The sequence below is a fragment of the Nocardia sp. NPDC004415 genome, assembly GCF_053602435.1.
On sequence record NZ_JBSGDP010000032.1, the window covers coordinates 38,210 to 54,308 of the forward strand.

The following is a 16,099-nucleotide window of genomic DNA, read 5'->3' on the forward strand; positions in this document are numbered from 1 at the left end:
ATGCCCGAAGCCACACCCTCCCCGCGCACCGTCTCCGTGCGGCTCTCGACCGTGCTGGGCGCCGTCGCGCTCGTCGCGCTCACGATCGCCACCGTCACCTTCGCCTGGCTGTATCACACGGCCGCTGAGGGCCTCGCCGAACGCGACGCCAGGGCCGCCGACGACCGGCACGTCACCCAGCTCGCCACCGACTACGCCGTGGGCGCCTCCACCATCGACTATCGCGAGGTGCCCACCTGGCTGGGCAGGCTCAAAACCGGCACCACCGGGCAGCTCGCGGCCAAGTTCGACGCCACCGCACCGCAATTGGAGCAGATCCTGCTCCCGCTGCAATGGACCTCCACCGCCACCCCGCTCTCGGCGGCGGTGGTCTCGGAATCCGGTGGCGTCTACCGGGTGAACGCCTATCTCGACGTCGTCTCCACCAGCGCGCAGACACCCGAGGGCACCCGCGCCACGGTCGCCTACGCGCTGACCATCGACCGGGCCGCGGGCTGGCAGATCACCGAGGTCGGCGGGCTGCAGAACACGCTGCCCGCCAAGTAGCTCAGTAGGCGATGAAGAGGATCTCGTCGGGGGTGTAGTCGTGGCCGGGATGGTTGGCGGCCAGATGCTCCTGGGTCAGCGCGATGAGATTCTCCTCGTCGGTGCCACGGATCTGCTCGCCGCACGGGCAGTTCAGGCGGGTCTTCATGCTGCTCTCCTTATTTCTGGACAGTAGTCCGGATTGTATTCCAGATGGTGTGCTAGCGTCACCGCATGGGTGCTGTGGACGAGATCTCGGCCGGGGAACTGTTCGCGTTCGCCGAGCAGGTCACCGGGTTCATGCCTGCCGAGGAGGGGCGTGCTCTCTATGCGGCGGCCCGGGACCATGCCGGGGACGGCGTCATCGTGGAGATCGGGACGTACTGCGGGAAGTCGACGGTGTACCTGGCCGCCGCCGCGCGGGAGACCGGCGCGGCCGTGGTCACCGTCGACCACCACCGGGGTTCCGAGGAGCACCAGCCGGGCTGGGAATACCACGACGCCTCCCTGGTCGACCCGGAGACCGGTGCCTTCGACACCGTGACGGCCTTCCGGCGCACCATGATTCGCGCGGGCCTCACCGATACCGTCACCGCGATCGTCGGCTCCTCCTCGGCCGCCGCGCGTATCTGGCGCACACCGATCCGCATGCTGTTCATCGACGGCGGCCACACCGAGGAGGCGGCCCAGCGCGACTACGACAACTGGGTGCACTGGATCGCCGGTGGGGGCCTGCTCGCCATTCATGATGTGTTCCCCGATCCCGCCGACGGTGGTCGTCCGCCCTTCCATATCTATCGTCGCGCACTCGACAGTGGCAAGTTCCGCGAAATCTCGGTCACCGGGTCGTTGCGGATTCTGCGCCGCAACGCGGGCTGCGGCTGACCGCTCAGCGGGTGTCGCGGAAGATGCCGTTGCCCGGGGTCGTGCGCGAGAGCGCGTCGGCGGCGAGGACGACGGCCGCCGCGGTCCAGGTGGTGCGTTCGACCGGCCAGCGTTCGCCGTCGGTGAAAACCAGTCCGGTCCAATAGGACCCGTCGTCTTCGCGCAGGTGCTGCATGGCGCCGAACAGCCTGGTCGCGTTGGCGGTGTCGCCGATCGCGTCCAGGGCCAGGACCAGTTCACAGGTCTCCGCGCCGGTCACCCACGGGGCATCGGACACACAGCGGATGCCCAGCTCGGGCACCACGAACTCGTCCCACCGCTGGGCGAGCCGGTCGTGAGCGGCCGCGCCGCGCACCGCGCCACCGAGCACCGGGTAGTACCAGTCCATCGAGTAGCGGCTCTTGTCCAGGAACGCCTCGGGATGATGCCGCAAGGCGTCGCCGAGCCTGGCCCGGGCCGCCGCCCAGTCCGGGCGGGGATCACCGACGAGCTCGGCCAGGGTCACCGCGCAGCCGAGACTGTGGAAGATGCTGGAGCTGCCGGTCAGCAGGGCTTCGCCGCTGGACCCGGATTCACCGGCCGACCAGTGGATCTCCCCGCGCGCGGTCTGCCATCCGAGCACGAAGTCGATGCCCGCGCGCACCGTCGGCCACAGTTCGGCGGCGAAATCGTGGTCGCCGGTGACGGTGAGTGCGTGCAGGACACCGGTGGCGAGGTAGGCGCAGAAATTGGTGTCGGCGTCGTGGTTCTCGATCGCGCCCGCGCGAAACTGTGTCGGCCACGAGCCGTCGTCGCGCTGGGTCTTGGCCGACCAGATGTAGGCCGCGCGGGCGGCGTCCCGGTGACCGGTGACGGTCAGCGCCATGGCCGATTCGATGTGGTCCCACGGGTCGGTGTGCCCGCCGGTGAACCAGGGCAGCGCGCCGTCGGGTTCCTGTGCGGCGGCGATGGATTCGCCGGTGCGCCGGATCGCGCGCGCCGACAGGACGCCGGGCACCTCGGGCAGCCGCGGCGAGCGGGGCGGCTCAGCGGGCATCGGCGGATACCACCGGCTTGGTGAAGTAGAGGGCGACGGACTTGCCGATCAGGGGATTGAGCAGGCGTTCGGCCGTGCGGGTGAGCGCGGGCGCGGACATCATGTCCCACACCAGCATCCGGTGATAGGCGCGGACCAGGGGATGGTCGTCGTCGCGGACACCGACCGCGCACTTGAGCCACCAGTACGGCGAGTGCAGGGCGTGGGCGAAGTCCTGATCGCGGTAGCGCAGACCGCGTGCGGTGATGGCGGCGCGCAGTGCGTCGGCGCGGTAGATGCGCACGTGCCCGCCTTCGTTGGCGTGGTACTCGTCCGAGAGTGCCCAGCAGATCCGTTCCGGCAGCCAGCGCGGGACCGTGACCGCCAGCGCGCCACCGGGTCTCAGCACTCGTACCAGCTCGGCGATGGCCTGCTCGTCGTGCGGGACGTGCTCGAGGATCTCCGAGGCGATGACCACATCGAATTCGCCGTCACCGTACGGCAGGTCGAGTGCGTCCCCGCGCACCGTCTCGGCCTTGGCGTAGTCCGGGGCCTGGCCCTCGGCGGCCATGGCCTCGAACATCACCGCGACCTCGGCGAGGTCGTCGGCGTTCTGATCGAAGGCGACGATATCGGCACCGCGCCGGTAGGCCGCGAAGGAATGCCTGCCCGCGCCGCAGCCCACATCGATCACGCGGGAACCGGGGCCGACGCCCAGATGGTCGAAATCGACGGTCAGCACGGAGCCTCCTGGGAGTCGGCGGGCGGGATCACCGGGCCGGGCCGGTGGTGGGCGGCGATGGCCCGGTCGTAGACGGCGACGGTCTGCGCGGCGACGGCGGGCCAGCTGTACAGCGCCAGCGCCCGTGCCCGGCCTGCCGTGCTCAGCCGCTCGCGCTCGGTGGCGTCGCCGAGCAGTCCGCCAAGGACGTCGGTCAGCGCGGGCACGTCACCGGGTGTGACCAGCCGGGCGCAGTCACCGACCACCTCGGGCAGCGCGCCGGCCCGGCTCGCGACCAGCGGTGTCCCGCTGGCCATGGCCTCCACGGCGGGCAGCGAGAACCCCTCGTACAGCGAAGGGATACAGGCGATCTCGGCCGAGGCGAGCAGGTCGGCGAGCTGGTCGTCGCTGAGCCCGCTCACCGGCGTGACGATGTCGGCCAGGCCCAGCTCGGCGATCAGCTTCTCGGTGGGTCCGTTGGGTTCCAGCCTGGCGACCAGCCGCAACTCGACCTCGTGTGCTGTGCGCAGCCGGGCAACGGCATGGAGCAGGTGCGCGATTCCCTTGAGCGGTTTGTCCGCGCTGGCGACCGCGACGATCCGGCCGCGCACACGCGGAGTCTCGCGTGGCCGGAAAAGGGTCGTGTCGACGCCGAGCGGAACAGTGTGCAGCCGTGCGGGTTCCACCCCGAAGTCGGTGGCGATATCGGCGGCCGAGGACGCCGACACCGTGATCAGTTCGGGAATCCGTCGCGCCACCCGCTGCTGCATGCCGAGGAATCCGTACCAGCGCCGCACGAACAGCTTGCGCCGCCAGGGCGCGGCGGCGAGGTCCACCGCGCGGTCGCGGGTGATCGGATGATGCACCGTCGCCACCAGCGGCAGCGCGCGGGCGATGTCGAGCAGGCCGGAACCGAGACACTGATTGTCGTGCACCACATCGAAATCGGCGGTCCGCGAGGCCAGCAGCCGGGCCACGCGCAGGCTGAAGGTGCGCGGTTCCGGGAACCCGGCCGTCCACATGGTGGCCAGTTCCAGCAGGTCGATCCGGTCGCGCAGTTCGCGGGGGTGCGGGGTGCGGAAGGGGTCCTCGTCGCGGTAGAGGTCCAGGCTCGGCACCTCGGTCAGGCGCACGCGCGGGTCCAGGTCCTCGGGATAGGGCTGGCCGGAGAACACCTCCACCCGGTGACCGAGTTCGGCCAGACCCTGACTCAGATACCGGACGTACACGCCTTGACCACCACAGTGCGCCTTGCTCCGATAGGACAGCAGCGCAATCCGCATCAGGACCCCGTTCCGCTCGCGTAGTCGACCTGCCAGTGCTTGATGCCGTTGATCCAGCCCGACCGTAGCCGCTGTGGCTCGGCGAGCTGGGTCAGATCCGGCATCACCTCGGCCACGGCCTGCAAGATCAGGTCGATCTCGAGCCGGGCCAGGTTCGCGCCGACACAGAAGTGCGCGCCGGTCCCGCCGAAACCCAGGTGCGGATTGGGGTCGCGCAGGATGTCGAAGCGGAACGGGTCGTCGAAGGCGGCCTCGTCGAAATTGGCCGAGCTGTAGAACAAGCCGAGGCGCTGACCGGCGCGGATGTGTTGTCCGCCGAGTTCGGTGTCAGCGGTGGCGGTGCGCTGGAAGACCGTCACCGGGGTGGCCCAGCGGACGATCTCGTCGGGCGCGGTGCGCGGCCGCTCCCGCCGGTAGAGCTCCCACTGGTCCGGATGGTCGACGAAGGCCTTCATGCCGTGGGTGATCGCGTTGCGGGTGGTCTCGTTGCCCGCCACCGCCAGCAGGATGACGAAGAAGCCGAACTCGTCGGAGCCCAGTGCCTCGCCGTCCAGGTCGGCGTGCACGAGCTTGCTGACGATGTCGCCGGTGGGTTCCGCGCGCCGCTGTTCGGCCAGGTTCCAGGCGTAGCCGAGCAACTCCGCGGAGGCCAGGGTGGAGGCGTCGGTGGTGGTGGCGTCGCCGTATTCGGGGTCGTCGTAGTTGAGCATCTGGTTGGACCAGTCGAACAGCTTGCGCCGGTCTTCCTGCGGGACGCCGAGCAGTTCGGCGATGGCTTGCAGCGGCAGTTCACAGGCGACCTGCTCGACGAAGTCGCCCCCGCCGGTTTCCGCGGCGGAGCGCACGATCGCCGCCGCCCGTTCGGCCAGCGCCGCGCGCAACCCCTCGACCGCGCGCGGCGTGAAGCCCTGGGAGATGATCCGCCGGATCTTGGTGTGTCTGGGCGGGTCCATGTTCAGCAGCAGCGCGCCGGTGAGTTCGATCTGCTCGGGGGTCACCTCGCCGGGCAGCCGGATGACCGAGCCCTTGCGCTGGGAGGAGAACAGTTCGGCATTGCGCGAGACGGTCTTGATGTCCTCATGGGTGGAGACCACCCAGTAGCCGCCGTCGCGGAAGCCGCCGGACCGCTCATCGGTCTGGGCGTTCCACCACACCGGGGCGGTGCGGCGCAGTTCGGCGAACTCGCGCACGGGATTGCGGGTGGCCCACAGGGCCGGGTCGGTGAAATCGAATCCGGGAGGGATCACGGCCGGTCTCCTCGCCGCGCTCAGCGCTGCCTGCGGCGGTAGCGCACCCGGCACGGTTGCTCGAGCTGCACCACCATCTTGGAATGATCGTTGCGGTAGGTCTGCGGCGGTTGCGCCAGCTCGAACTCCCAGTCCCGCAGCAGGATCGAGAAGATCGCCTTGAGCTGCATGAGCGCGAACGGGGCGCCGACACAGCGGTGCCTGCCCGCGCCGAAGGGGATCCAGGTCCAGCGGTTGACGATGTCGTCCTGGCGCGGATCGAGATAGCGGGCAGGATCGAAGGCGTCCGGATTCGGGAAGTCCTCGGGGATGCGGTTCGAGACCGCGGGCGTGGCCGCGACCATGTCGCCGGGGGCGATGCGGTGCCCGCACACCTCGAATTCACCGCGCGCCACCCGCATCAGCACGATCAATGGCGGATGCAGGCGCAGGGTCTCCTTGAGCGCGGCCTCCAGCTTCGGGATCTGGCGCAGCGCATGATGACTCACGTCGGCGCCGTCGGCGTAGAGCTCGTCGAGTTCGCTCACCACCCCGGCCAGCGTCTCGGGATGACGCAGCAGTTCGATGATCGTCCAGGCGGCGGTCCCGGAGGTGGTGTGGTGGCCGGCGAACATCATGGAGATGAAGATGCCGGTGATCTCGCTGGCCGAGAAACGCAGTGCGCCGTGCTCGTCGGTGATCGACACCAGCACGTCGAGCATGTCCCGATCATCTTTTCCCGCAGGGGGATTCGCGATGCGCTGGTCCATGATCGCCTGCACCAGCTCGACCAGGGCCGCCCGCGCGGCATCGCGGCGGGTGAAACTCTCGATGGGCGCGTAGGGGTCGACGTAGGCCAGCGCGTCGGTGCCCTGCTCGAGCTCGTGATACAGGTGCGCGAAGCGGCCGTCGAGCTGCTCGCGGAACTTGCGGCCGATCAGGCAGGCCGAGGAGGTATAGATGGTCAGTTCGGCGAAGAACTCGAGCAGGTCGATCTCGCCAGCGTCGGCCCAGCCCGCCACCATCCGGTCGACCTCGGCGGCGATGGTGCCCGCGTGCCCGCGCATGTGGTCGGCGCGCAGGGCCTGGTTGTGCAGCATCTCCTTGCGGCGCTCCGGGGGCGCGTCGAACACCACGCCCTCGCCGAAGATCGGCTTCATGAACGGGTAGGCGGCGCCCTGGTCCAGGTCGTCGTCACCGGCCCGGAAGAAGAACTCGTTGGCTTCGGCGCCGGAGAGCAGCACCACATCGCGGCCCGCGAGTTCGAAGGTGCCGACATCGCCGCATTCCGCGCGTACACGGCGCATCAGCGCGATCGGATCGGTGCGGAATTCGTCGAGGTGCCCGTGTTCGTCCGCGCCGCCGGACACGCGCCGAGGTTCGACCAGCGTCATGGGGAGATCCTTCCCGGAATACTGTCCAGACACGTTATGGACATGTGTCTGGACGGTACTACGGTTATCGGTCCGCGACAAGGTTCGCGCGGTCAGCCCCCGGTGACCGGATCGGCCAGCAATCGGCGCGCGCAGGTGGCGAGCAGGTCGGCGACCTGGGCGTAGGAGAGCAGGCCCATGCCGCCCTGGAGCAGGGCGCCGGAGTACAGCAATTCGAGCGCGGCCAGGCGCTCGGGGTCGGGGGCGCCGAGCGCGTCGCCGAGCCTGCGGCGGATCTCCTTGCCGATGCGCAGTCGCAGATGCCGCACATCGGGGTCGTCGCCGAGCAGCGCGCTGCTCACCGCGCCTGCCAGTGCCGGTTCGTCGGCCACCAGCATCGAGACCTCGCGCAGCACGGCGACCACGCGGGTGGCCGGGTCCTCGCCACTCTCGGCCGGGGTGGGCAGGGCGGCCAGGCGCCGCCAGTACACCTCCGAGATGAGGTGCTCCTTGGAGGAGAAATAGGTGTAGGCGGTGGCGGTGCCGACCCCCGCCTCGGTGGCGACGAGCCGGATCGTGGTGCCCGAGTAGCCCTCCCGCGCGAGCACCCGCACCGCCGCGACGGTGAGCCGGTCGACGGTGTCGGCCTGCTTCTCGGTCAGCCGTCGCCGGGTCGCTTCGATGTCGGTCGGCGCGTTTTCGGACATGTGTCCGGATGCTACTACAGTCATATGTACAGACAAAGGCGGCCACCATGGTCTATATTCCGTACACCTGTCCAGACACCGTATCGGAGTCTTGCTATGAACGGCCTCGTCCCCGCCGGCGGCACGCCCCTGCTGATCGGCGGCACGCTGATCCCGGGTGGGTCCGGCGTCTTCCCGACCGTCGACCCCGCCACCGAGGAGGTGCTCGGCTACGCCGCCGACGCCTCACCCGCCGACATGGACGCCGCCATCGCCGCGGCCCGCACCGCCTTCGACGAGACGGAGTGGTCGCGCGACCCGGCCCTGCGGGCCCGCTGCCTGCGCCAGTTGCGCGAGGTGATGACCGCGCACCTGGAACCGCTGCGCGAGCTCACCGTCGCCGAGGTCGGCGCCCCGGTCATGCTCACCAGCGGACCGCAGCTCGAGGGGCCGATCGCGGATCTGTCCTTCGCGGCCGACCTGGCCGAAAGCTACGAGTGGGAAACCGATCTCGGCACCAGGGACCTGATGGGAGTGGCGAGCAGGCGGGTGATCCGGCGCGAGGCGGTCGGTGTGGTCGGCGCGATCACGCCGTGGAACTTCCCGCACCAGATCAATCTGGCCAAGATCGGGCCCGCGCTGGCCGCGGGGAACACCGTGGTGCTCAAGCCCGCGCCGGATACGCCGTGGTGCGCGGCGGTGCTCGGCCCGCTCATCGCCGAGCACACCGATTTCCCGCCCGGGGTGCTCAATATCGTCACCTCGTCGGATCACGCGCTCGGCGCGCAGCTGGTCACCGATCCGCGCGTCGACATGATCACCTTCACCGGCTCCACCCGCACCGGCCGGTCGGTGATGGAAGGCGCGGCGGCCACGCTGAAACGTACCTTCCTGGAACTGGGCGGCAAGTCCGCGGCGATCGTGCTCGACGATGCCGATATCGCCGCCGCCGCGAGCTACACCGCGTTCACCGTGGCGGTGCACGCCGGGCAGGGCTGCGCGCTGACCACCCGGCTGCTGGTGCCGCGCGAGTCCTACGACCTCGCCGTCGCCGCGGCGGCGAGCGCGATGGCCGGGCTGGCCGCGGACGACCCACGCAAACCCGGAACCGTCTGCGGGCCGGTCGTTTCCGCGCAGCAGCGCGCGCGGGTGGAACGGTATGTGGAGCTCGCGAAGGCCGAGGGCGGGCGCGTGGAGACCGGCGGCGGCAGGCCCGCGGGCCAGGATCGCGGGTACTTCGTCGAGCCGACGGTGATCAGCGGCCTGGACAATTCCGCGACCGTCGCGCGCGAGGAGATCTTCGGGCCGGTGCTGGTGGTGATCGCCCACGACGGGGACGCCGACGCCATCCGGCAGGCCAACGACTCGCCCTACGGACTCTCGGGTTCGGTGTGGGGCACCGACCCGGACCGAGTGAAGGCCGTGGTCGAGGGCGTGCGCACCGGGACGATGAGCGTCAACGGCGGGCTCTGGTACCACGCCGACGCGCCCTTCGGCGGCTACAAGCAATCCGGCATCGGCCGGGAGATGGGCGTCGCCGGTTTCGAGGAGTACCTCGAGACCAAGGTGATCGCCACCCCCGCCTGACCCACCGTCACCCCATCACGCAGGAGCTGAACACCATGGCACGTTTCACCGGGCGCACCGCGATCGTCACCGGCGCGGCACAGGGCATCGGCGCGGTCTACGCCGAAGCGCTGGCCGCCGAAGGCGCGAATGTCGTTGTCGCCGATCTGAATACCGAACGCGGGCAGGACGTCGCGAAGCAGATCGTGGCCGACGGCGGCAGCGCGGTCTTCCGGCGCGTCGATGTGGCCGATCCGGACTCGGCGGCCGCGCTGGCGGAGTTCACCGTCGCCGAGTTCGGCGCCATCCACCACTTGGTCAACAATGCCGCCATCTACGGCGAGATGAAGCTGGACCTGCTGCTCACCGTCCCCTGGGACTACTACAAGAAGTTCATGAGCGTGAACTTCGACGGCGCGCTCAATGTGACGCGGGCGGTGTGGCAGCCGATGATCGCGGCGGGCGGCGGGTCGATCGTGAACCAGTCGTCCACGGCGGCGTGGCTGTACTCGGGCTTCTACGGGCTGGCCAAGATCGGGGTCAACGGGCTGACCCAGCAGCTGGCCACCGAGCTGGGTGGGTCCCGCATCCGGATCAACGCCATCGCGCCAGGGCCGATCGATACCGAGGCCACCCAGACCGTCACGCCGGGAAACCTGGTGAAGGACATGGTCTCCCGCATTCCGATCAAGCGGATGGGCACGCCGCAGGACCTCGTCGGGGCCTGCCTGTATCTGCTCTCCGACGAGGCGAGCTGGGTCACCGGGCAGATCCTCAATGTCGACGGCGGGCAGATCATCCGATGAGCGACGAGACCGGCAGCGCCCCGGCCGGATTCATCGGCCTGGGCAATATGGGGGCGCCGATCGCGCAGCGGCTGCTGGAGTGGCCGGACGGGCTCACCGTCTGCGATGTGCGGGCCGAGGCCACCGAACCGTTCGCCGCGGCGGGCGCGCGGGTGGCCGCCGACCCGGCCGAGCTGGCGGTGCACGCGCGGGTGATCTGCGTGACGGTGATCGACGACGCCCAGGTGCGCGAGGTCGTCACCGGACCGGCGGGGATTCTGCGAAGCGCGGTGCCGGGCACGGTGATCGCGGTGCACTCGACCATCAGCGACCGGACCGCCCAGGAACTCGCGGCCCTGTGCGCGCAGCGGGGAGTGGAGTTCGTCGACGCACCGGTCAGCGGGGGCGGGCCCGGGGCGACCAGCGGCAGGCTGGCGGTCATGGTCGGCGGCAGCGCGGAGGCGGTCGCGCGGGTCCGTGGGCCGTTCGGGTGCTTCGCCGATCTCGTCGTGCACGCCGGTGACGTGGGAGCCGGCACGCGGATGAAGCTGGCGCGCAATCTCTTGCACTTCATCTCGTTCACCGCCGCCACCGAGGCGCAGCGGCTGGCCGAGGCGGCGGGGCTCAGTCTGACGGCGCTGGGCAAGGTGGTGCGCCACTCCGACGCGGTCACCGGCGGACCGGGCGCGATCATGCTGCGCGACACCACCGCACCGGTCGACCCGGACGACTTCTGGTTCCCCATCCTCGGCCACGTCCGTGACCTCGGCGAGAAGGACCTCTCGCTCGCCCTCGACCTCGGCGACCGGCTCGGCGTCGACCTGCCGCTGGCCCGGCGGGCCCGCGCCGACCTGGCCGCCGGACTCGGCGTGGCCGAACCCGCCCTCGACAAGGAGACACGATGAGCACCGATGGTTCCACGCCCGACGCGGCCCGGCAGCGCGGGCTGGACAAGATGAGCGAGGTCTACGGCTGGGAGTTCAGCGACGGCCCCGGCGACTACTTCGCCGTCACCGCCGATCACCTCTTCGGCGAGATCTGGTCGCGTCCAGCGCTGACCGTGCGCGAACGGCGGCTGCTGCTGCTCGGCGCGCTGACCGCGCAGGGGCACCTCGATGTCGCCGAGATCCAGATCGGCGCGGCCCTGCGCAACGGGGAACTCTCCGAGGAGCAGTTGCGGGAGGTCGCGCTGTTCCTGTGTCATTACGTCGGCTGGCCCGCGGGGACGAAATTCGACGGCGCGGTCGGCAAGGTGGTCGCGCAGGAACGCAAGAAGAAGTAGCCGCGCGGGTGTGGGTCACCGCGACAGGGGTCGGGCAGAGTACCATCCGGACGCATGTCCGAAAGCGATTCCATCAATGTCGAAGCGACCCGGCGGCGGCTCAGCGGTAAACAGGCCGACACCGTCGACCGGCTGACCCGGGCCGCGCTGCAGGTGCTGGCACGCGATGGCTTCGCCGGCATGACGATCCGGCTGGTCGCGGCGGAGGCTGGCGTGGCCACGGCCACCGCCTACACCTACTTCTCCTCCAAGGAACACCTGGTCGCCGAGATCTTCTGGCGGCGGCTGGTGGCCTCGCCCTCGCCGGTCAGCGAGGACCCCGACGCCACCGTGCGCGTGCTCGCCGAGCTTCGCAACATCGCACTGCTGGTGGCCGACGAACAGGAACTCTCCGGCGCGGTCACCAGCGCGCTGCTCGGCCACGACCCGGATGTCCAGCACCTGCGCACCCGCATCGGTATCGAGATCCGCGCGCGGCTGGTCCGCGCGCTCGGTCCGGCGGCCGACGACGAGATCGTCGAACTGCTGGAGATCATCTACGCCGGCGCGCTGGTGCGGGCGGGGATGGGTTATGAGTCGTACTCGGAGATCGCCGACCGGATCGAACGGGCGGCGCTGCGCATCCTGCGGCCCGCCTGAACGGTTCTCAGGCCGGAGTCTCCGCGGTGCCGGGGCGGGGGGAGCGCGCGCCGACGGGGACGGCGTAGGCGGTGCCGTTGCGGATGCCGAATTCGAAGCGGCAGGGGAACAGTGACGGCAGGCCGGTCGCGCGCAGGTCGTAGTTCGCGGCCAGGGTCTGCATCGCCCAGTTCTGCAGCGAATCGGGTAGTCGCAGGGTGGTGCCGTCGACGGTGGACACGTACGCCTGGGTCCGTTCACCGTCGACGGGCAGGGGATTGCGCAGACCGACCGCGCCGATCTCCAGGATCCGTCCCGCGGTGTGCGAAGAAGCGACGCTCGGCAAATCCAACTCGATGTCGTCCATGCCGGAAACGGTAGCGCAGCAACTATCCAGGGAACATCGAAATCGCGTCCCCTTGACCGAAGTTCGCACAGGCTGCGAAGGGCCACGCCACGCCCCTTCACCGTCACACCATCGCAAAGAACCGGCAAGGTTCCCGTTCCTGGACCTTCATCGGCGGGCCGTCGCGCCGTTCTCGGCGCGCCATCGGGCAGGGCAATGCTTCGCTGCGAGCCTTCGAGGCGATCTTGCTCGAACCTGATGAGGGGAAGTATGAGAATCAACCGCTCCAACGGTGCGCGTGCGCTGGGCGCCACCGCGGCCGCCGCCATCGCATTCGGTGGTTTCGCCGCCGGTACCGCGGGCGCCGACGCCCACGTCCCGCTGCCCGACGGCCAGCGCGACGGACCCGGCGTCAGCATCACCCGCACCGGCGAGCGCGCCGTGATCTCGCCGTCGCTGGCGGCCAACGGCGCGGGCCGGGTGGCCTGGGTGTCGGGCACCGTCACCGCCGATGTCACCGCCACCCCCGAGGGCGAGGTCGGCCCCTACAACGGTCCCGCGGGCAAGGAGGGCTCCAACAACTCCTCCACCCACGGTGCCTCCCAGCTCAACACCGGCTACATCATCGGCTGCCAGGTGGCCATCGGTGACGACGCCATCTCCGCGGGCATCTCCGGCGGCATCGACCTGTCCGGCGGCAGCCTCGGCGGCTCGGTCGGTCTCGACATCGGGCCGGGCGAGGTCAAGTTCGTGCAGATCGAGAAGAAGGACATCCTGAAGGCGGGCGTCTACTCGGTCGAGTACCAGGACGTCGAGATCGAGGTCCAGGGCTGCGGCGGGTACGCGCAGGCCCGCTCGTACTCCGTCGTGGAGATCATCGGCGACCACTACTCCAAGACCACGCTCTACGGTGCCCCGTTCAGCATCGGCTGAGCCCACCGACCCATCGATTTCGAGGAATGACATACATGATCGACCGTAAGAACACGGCCCGGCTGGCCGGTGTGGTCGGCGCGGCCGCCGTGACGTTCGGGCTGCTGTCCACCGGCGCCGCCAACGCCGACACCTTCGTCCCGCTGCCCGGCGGCGAGATCGTCAAGACGCTGTCCGACGGCACCGTCGTGACCGTGCGCCTGGTGGGCGAGTCGGCCAACATCAACCCGTCGATGGGCTCCACCCCGGTGCACCGCAATGTGTGGGTCTCCGGCAGCGCGCAGGTCGAGGTCGCCGGCGAGAACGCCGAGGGCGGCAAGATCTACCCCGGCTATGTGGTCGGCTGCCAGGTGAACATCGACGGCGGCGGCGTCGAGGGTGGCGTCGAGGGCGAATCCAGCTGGGACGGCGAGGATGTCAGCGTCGGTGCCAGCAGTGGCGCCGAGCTGAGCCTGGGCCCCGGCCAGGCGCAGTCGTTCTACGTTCTCGACATCGAGAAGGCCGACGACTACGGCAACGAGGACCACGGCACCAACAACAAGTTCAAGGGCTCCTCCGGCTCGGTGACCTGGGCCGACTCCACCATCGGCCTGAGCGGCTGCGCCGGCTACGCCCAGGCGCGCGCGTTCGTGAAGGTGAAGGTCGAGACCGCCAACGTGAATTCGGTGGTCACGCTCTGGGGCCAGCCGTTCAGCATCGGCTGACGTTCCACGAGGGGACAGAAGGGCCCGGCGCCGCGTGCGCCGGGCCCTTCGCCGTCAGGACACCAGTGCCGGAATCCGGAGTTCGAAACGCGCACCGCCACCGGGCCGCTCGGTGACCCGTAGACCACCCCGATGCCCGGCGACGGTCTCGGCCACCAGGGCCAGGCCGATGCCGGTGCCCGCGGTGGTGCGCGAGGCGGTGACGAACCGGTGGAAGATCCGCTCGCGGTCGGCGACCGGGACGCCGGGGCCCGCGTCGTCGATGATCATCCGCACATCGGGGCCGTCGCGGTCGACGGTGACGCCCACCAGGCCGCCGCCGTGGCGCTCTGCGTTGTCGAGCAGATTCACCAGGGCGCGTTCGAGTTCCATCCGCCGTCCGCGGATGCGGTCCTCGGTGCGCACGCTGAGCAGGTCGGGGGCGGTGCCGCGACCGGCGAGCAGGTGGGTGAGCAGTTCGGCGGGGGAGAGCGGGGCGGGATCGGAGCGGTGGATGCCCGCCTCGGCGCGGGCCAGCGCGAGCATGTCGTCGAGGAGCCGGCGCAGGTAGGTGGTCTCCTCCACCAGCAGACCCAGTGCGGCACGGGGACGTTCGGACAGTTCCTCGCGATGCCCGGCCAGCACGGTCGCGGTGGTGGTGAGTGTCGTCAGCGGGGTGCGCAGTTCGTGGCTGAGGTCCGAGACCAGCCGCCGTTCGTGTTCGATACGGCGCTGGAGCGAGTCGACCATGGCGTTGAACGAGTCGACGGTGGTGGACAGGTCGTCGTCGGCGGTGCGGGGCAGCCGCAGATCGTGTTCACCCGAGGCGATCCGCGAGGCGGTGCCCGCGACCTGCCGCAGGGGGCGCAGCACGTGCTGGGCGGCCCAGGCCCCCAGCGCCGCCGCGACGGCCACCGCGACGACCGCGCAAGCCAGCACGATGGTGCGCAGCATCCGCATGGTCGCGACCAGTTCCTGTAGCGGCGCGTATTCGTAGAGCACGGCGCGGGTGTCCACGCGCGCGCCCGCCCGCAGATAGGGCTGTCCGCCGATCCGCACCTCGGTCGCCTCCACGGGATGCCTGCCGATCACCTCGGCCAGCGGCGGGGGAGCGACATCGCTGCCCACGATGGTCCACTCGTCGTCCCAGTGCAGCAGGGCCATGGTGCCGGTGGGTAGATGCAGGGTTTGCAAGGCCTGTTCCCCGGTGACATTCAGCTTGTCCAGCCGCAGCCGCAGCAACTCCGCGTGCACGCCGGCCGCCCGCTCGACGGACCGGACACGTTGCGATTCCATATAGCTGGTGCTGATCCCGTACACCGACCCGGCCAGCACCACCGCCAGCAGGCCCGCGCCGACCACGAACGCCGCCATGACACGACCCCGCAGACCACGGAATCGCGAGGGTAATCGGCCGCGCGGGTCAGGGCCGGACATCGAGGCGGTAGCCGAGCCCGCGTACGGTGACGATCAGGCGCGGGTCGGCGGGATCGCGTTCGATCTTGGTGCGCAGGCGGCGCACGTGCACGTCGACGATGCGTTCGTCGCCGAAGAACCCACGGTCCCAGATCTTGTCGAGCAGCACCTGCCTGCTCAGCACCAGGCTGTCGTTGGCGGCCAGCTCGCACAGCAGCCGGAACTCGGTGAGCGTGAGATGCACGTCGCGGCCGTCGAGCTGCACCGAGCCGCGTTCCTGGCTCAGCACCAGCCCGCGCTGCGCGTCCAGGACCAGCTCGGTGCTCTCGCGCTCGACGGTGTTGCGGGTGCGCCTGCGCAGCGCCCTGATCCGCGCGGTGAGCTCCTTGACCTCGAACGGCTTGGTGACGAAGTCGTCGGCGCCCGCCTCCAGCGCCGCGACGACGTCATGGGTGTCGTCGCGGGCGCTGACCACGATGATCGGCACGTCGTGATCGCGGCGGACCTCCCGGATGCAGGTGTAGCCGTCCATCCCGCCGCCGAGCATCAGGTCCACGATCATCACATCGGGCGCCCCGTGCGCCCGGACCTTCTCCAGCGCGGCCTCGGCGATCTCCGCCTCGGCGACGACATACCCTTCGTCTTCCATCGCCAGCCGCAGCGACGTCCGAACCCGGGTGTCGTCCTCCACGATCATCAACTGTGCGCTCATTCATTGCCTCCGGTCCCGCCTCCCTACGGTAGCGGGCCGGGGGC

General features: G+C 70.0%; 19 protein-coding genes. 9 read left to right on the top strand and 10 right to left on the bottom strand.

Annotated features, from left to right (window positions below):
- A complete protein-coding gene (locus ACWEMY_RS17030; protein WP_452390785.1) occupies positions 1 to 546 on the top strand; it encodes a hypothetical protein in 546 nt (181 codons plus the stop codon).
- Position 547: 1 nt separating this feature from the next.
- Here ACWEMY_RS17030 and ACWEMY_RS17035 read toward each other — a convergent pair whose 3' ends face one another.
- Positions 548 to 694, bottom strand: coding sequence for a DUF1059 domain-containing protein (locus tag ACWEMY_RS17035; RefSeq protein WP_278263066.1), 147 nt, complete (start codon positions 692 to 694; stop codon positions 548 to 550).
- A 65-nt stretch (positions 695 to 759) separates the two neighbouring features.
- On the opposite strand from ACWEMY_RS17035, the gene ACWEMY_RS17040 reads away from it, so the two are divergent.
- Positions 760 to 1,410, top strand: a complete 651-nt coding sequence (locus ACWEMY_RS17040; RefSeq protein WP_452390786.1) for a class I SAM-dependent methyltransferase — start codon at positions 760 to 762, stop codon at positions 1,408 to 1,410.
- Positions 1,411 to 1,414: 4 nt separating this feature from the next.
- Here the strand turns inward: ACWEMY_RS17040 and ACWEMY_RS17045 are convergent, their stop codons facing one another.
- From ACWEMY_RS17045 to ACWEMY_RS17070, 6 genes are all read right to left on the bottom strand, one after another.
- A complete protein-coding gene (locus ACWEMY_RS17045) occupies positions 1,415 to 2,446 on the bottom strand; it encodes a prenyltransferase (RefSeq protein WP_452390787.1) in 1,032 nt (343 codons plus the stop codon).
- Positions 2,436 to 3,167 carry a class I SAM-dependent methyltransferase gene (locus ACWEMY_RS17050; RefSeq protein ID WP_452390788.1) on the bottom strand — a complete coding sequence of 244 codons (732 nt, stop codon included), beginning with the start codon at positions 3,165 to 3,167 and terminating at the stop codon, positions 2,436 to 2,438. Before ACWEMY_RS17050 ends, ACWEMY_RS17045 begins: the two co-directional genes overlap by 11 nt.
- Positions 3,161 to 4,429 (bottom strand): glycosyltransferase family 4 protein, encoded by a 1,269-nt coding sequence (locus tag ACWEMY_RS17055; RefSeq protein ID WP_452390789.1) that lies wholly within the window; start codon positions 4,427 to 4,429, stop codon positions 3,161 to 3,163. The genes ACWEMY_RS17050 and ACWEMY_RS17055 overlap by 7 nt, the downstream gene beginning before the upstream one ends.
- Positions 4,429 to 5,676, bottom strand: coding sequence for a cytochrome P450 (locus tag ACWEMY_RS17060; protein WP_452390790.1), 1,248 nt, complete (start codon positions 5,674 to 5,676; stop codon positions 4,429 to 4,431). The genes ACWEMY_RS17055 and ACWEMY_RS17060 overlap by 1 nt, the downstream gene beginning before the upstream one ends.
- A gap of 20 nt (positions 5,677 to 5,696) precedes the next feature.
- The gene (locus ACWEMY_RS17065; RefSeq protein ID WP_452390791.1) at positions 5,697 to 7,049 is read right to left on the bottom strand and encodes a cytochrome P450; all 1,353 of its coding nucleotides are present in this window, start codon (positions 7,047 to 7,049) and stop codon (positions 5,697 to 5,699) included.
- Positions 7,050 to 7,141: 92 nt separating this feature from the next.
- Positions 7,142 to 7,735, bottom strand: a complete 594-nt coding sequence (locus ACWEMY_RS17070; protein ID WP_452390792.1) for a TetR/AcrR family transcriptional regulator — start codon at positions 7,733 to 7,735, stop codon at positions 7,142 to 7,144.
- Positions 7,736 to 7,831: 96 nt separating this feature from the next.
- On the opposite strand from ACWEMY_RS17070, the gene ACWEMY_RS17075 reads away from it, so the two are divergent.
- Genes ACWEMY_RS17075 through ACWEMY_RS17095 form a run of 5 tightly spaced genes read left to right on the top strand, consistent with a single transcriptional unit; the run spans position 7,832 to position 11,986 of the window.
- Positions 7,832 to 9,301, top strand: coding sequence for an aldehyde dehydrogenase (locus ACWEMY_RS17075; RefSeq protein WP_452390793.1), 1,470 nt, complete (start codon positions 7,832 to 7,834; stop codon positions 9,299 to 9,301).
- A gap of 35 nt (positions 9,302 to 9,336) precedes the next feature.
- Positions 9,337 to 10,086 (top strand): SDR family oxidoreductase, encoded by a 750-nt coding sequence (locus ACWEMY_RS17080; protein ID WP_452390794.1) that lies wholly within the window; start codon positions 9,337 to 9,339, stop codon positions 10,084 to 10,086.
- Positions 10,083 to 10,970: an NAD(P)-dependent oxidoreductase gene (locus tag ACWEMY_RS17085; protein WP_452390795.1), complete on the top strand. Its 888-nt coding sequence runs from the start codon at positions 10,083 to 10,085 to the stop codon at positions 10,968 to 10,970. The genes ACWEMY_RS17080 and ACWEMY_RS17085 overlap by 4 nt, the downstream gene beginning before the upstream one ends.
- Positions 10,967 to 11,347, top strand: coding sequence for a carboxymuconolactone decarboxylase family protein (locus tag ACWEMY_RS17090; protein WP_452390796.1), 381 nt, complete (start codon positions 10,967 to 10,969; stop codon positions 11,345 to 11,347). The genes ACWEMY_RS17085 and ACWEMY_RS17090 overlap by 4 nt, the downstream gene beginning before the upstream one ends.
- Before the next feature lie 54 nt (positions 11,348 to 11,401).
- On the top strand, positions 11,402 to 11,986 hold the full coding sequence (locus ACWEMY_RS17095) for a TetR/AcrR family transcriptional regulator (RefSeq protein WP_375937090.1): 585 nt from the start codon (positions 11,402 to 11,404) through the stop codon (positions 11,984 to 11,986).
- A gap of 7 nt (positions 11,987 to 11,993) precedes the next feature.
- On the opposite strand, the gene ACWEMY_RS17100 is transcribed toward ACWEMY_RS17095, so the two are convergent.
- Positions 11,994 to 12,332 carry a hypothetical protein gene (locus ACWEMY_RS17100; protein WP_452390797.1) on the bottom strand — a complete coding sequence of 113 codons (339 nt, stop codon included), beginning with the start codon at positions 12,330 to 12,332 and terminating at the stop codon, positions 11,994 to 11,996.
- 249 nt (positions 12,333 to 12,581) lie between these two features.
- Between ACWEMY_RS17100 and ACWEMY_RS17105 the strand changes: the two genes are divergently transcribed.
- Entirely contained in the window at positions 12,582 to 13,244 is a 663-nt protein-coding gene (locus tag ACWEMY_RS17105) for an MspA family porin (protein ID WP_452390798.1), read from the top strand.
- 35 nt (positions 13,245 to 13,279) lie between these two features.
- Positions 13,280 to 13,948: an MspA family porin gene (locus tag ACWEMY_RS17110; protein WP_452390799.1), complete on the top strand. Its 669-nt coding sequence runs from the start codon at positions 13,280 to 13,282 to the stop codon at positions 13,946 to 13,948.
- A 54-nt stretch (positions 13,949 to 14,002) separates the two neighbouring features.
- Here ACWEMY_RS17110 and ACWEMY_RS17115 read toward each other — a convergent pair whose 3' ends face one another.
- Complete coding sequence (locus tag ACWEMY_RS17115) at positions 14,003 to 15,301, bottom strand: sensor histidine kinase (RefSeq protein ID WP_452390800.1); 1,299 nt, start codon at positions 15,299 to 15,301, stop codon at positions 14,003 to 14,005.
- A gap of 49 nt (positions 15,302 to 15,350) precedes the next feature.
- Positions 15,351 to 16,055 (bottom strand): response regulator transcription factor, encoded by a 705-nt coding sequence (locus tag ACWEMY_RS17120; protein WP_452390801.1) that lies wholly within the window; start codon positions 16,053 to 16,055, stop codon positions 15,351 to 15,353.
- Between the last annotated feature and the right edge of the window lie 44 nt (positions 16,056 to 16,099).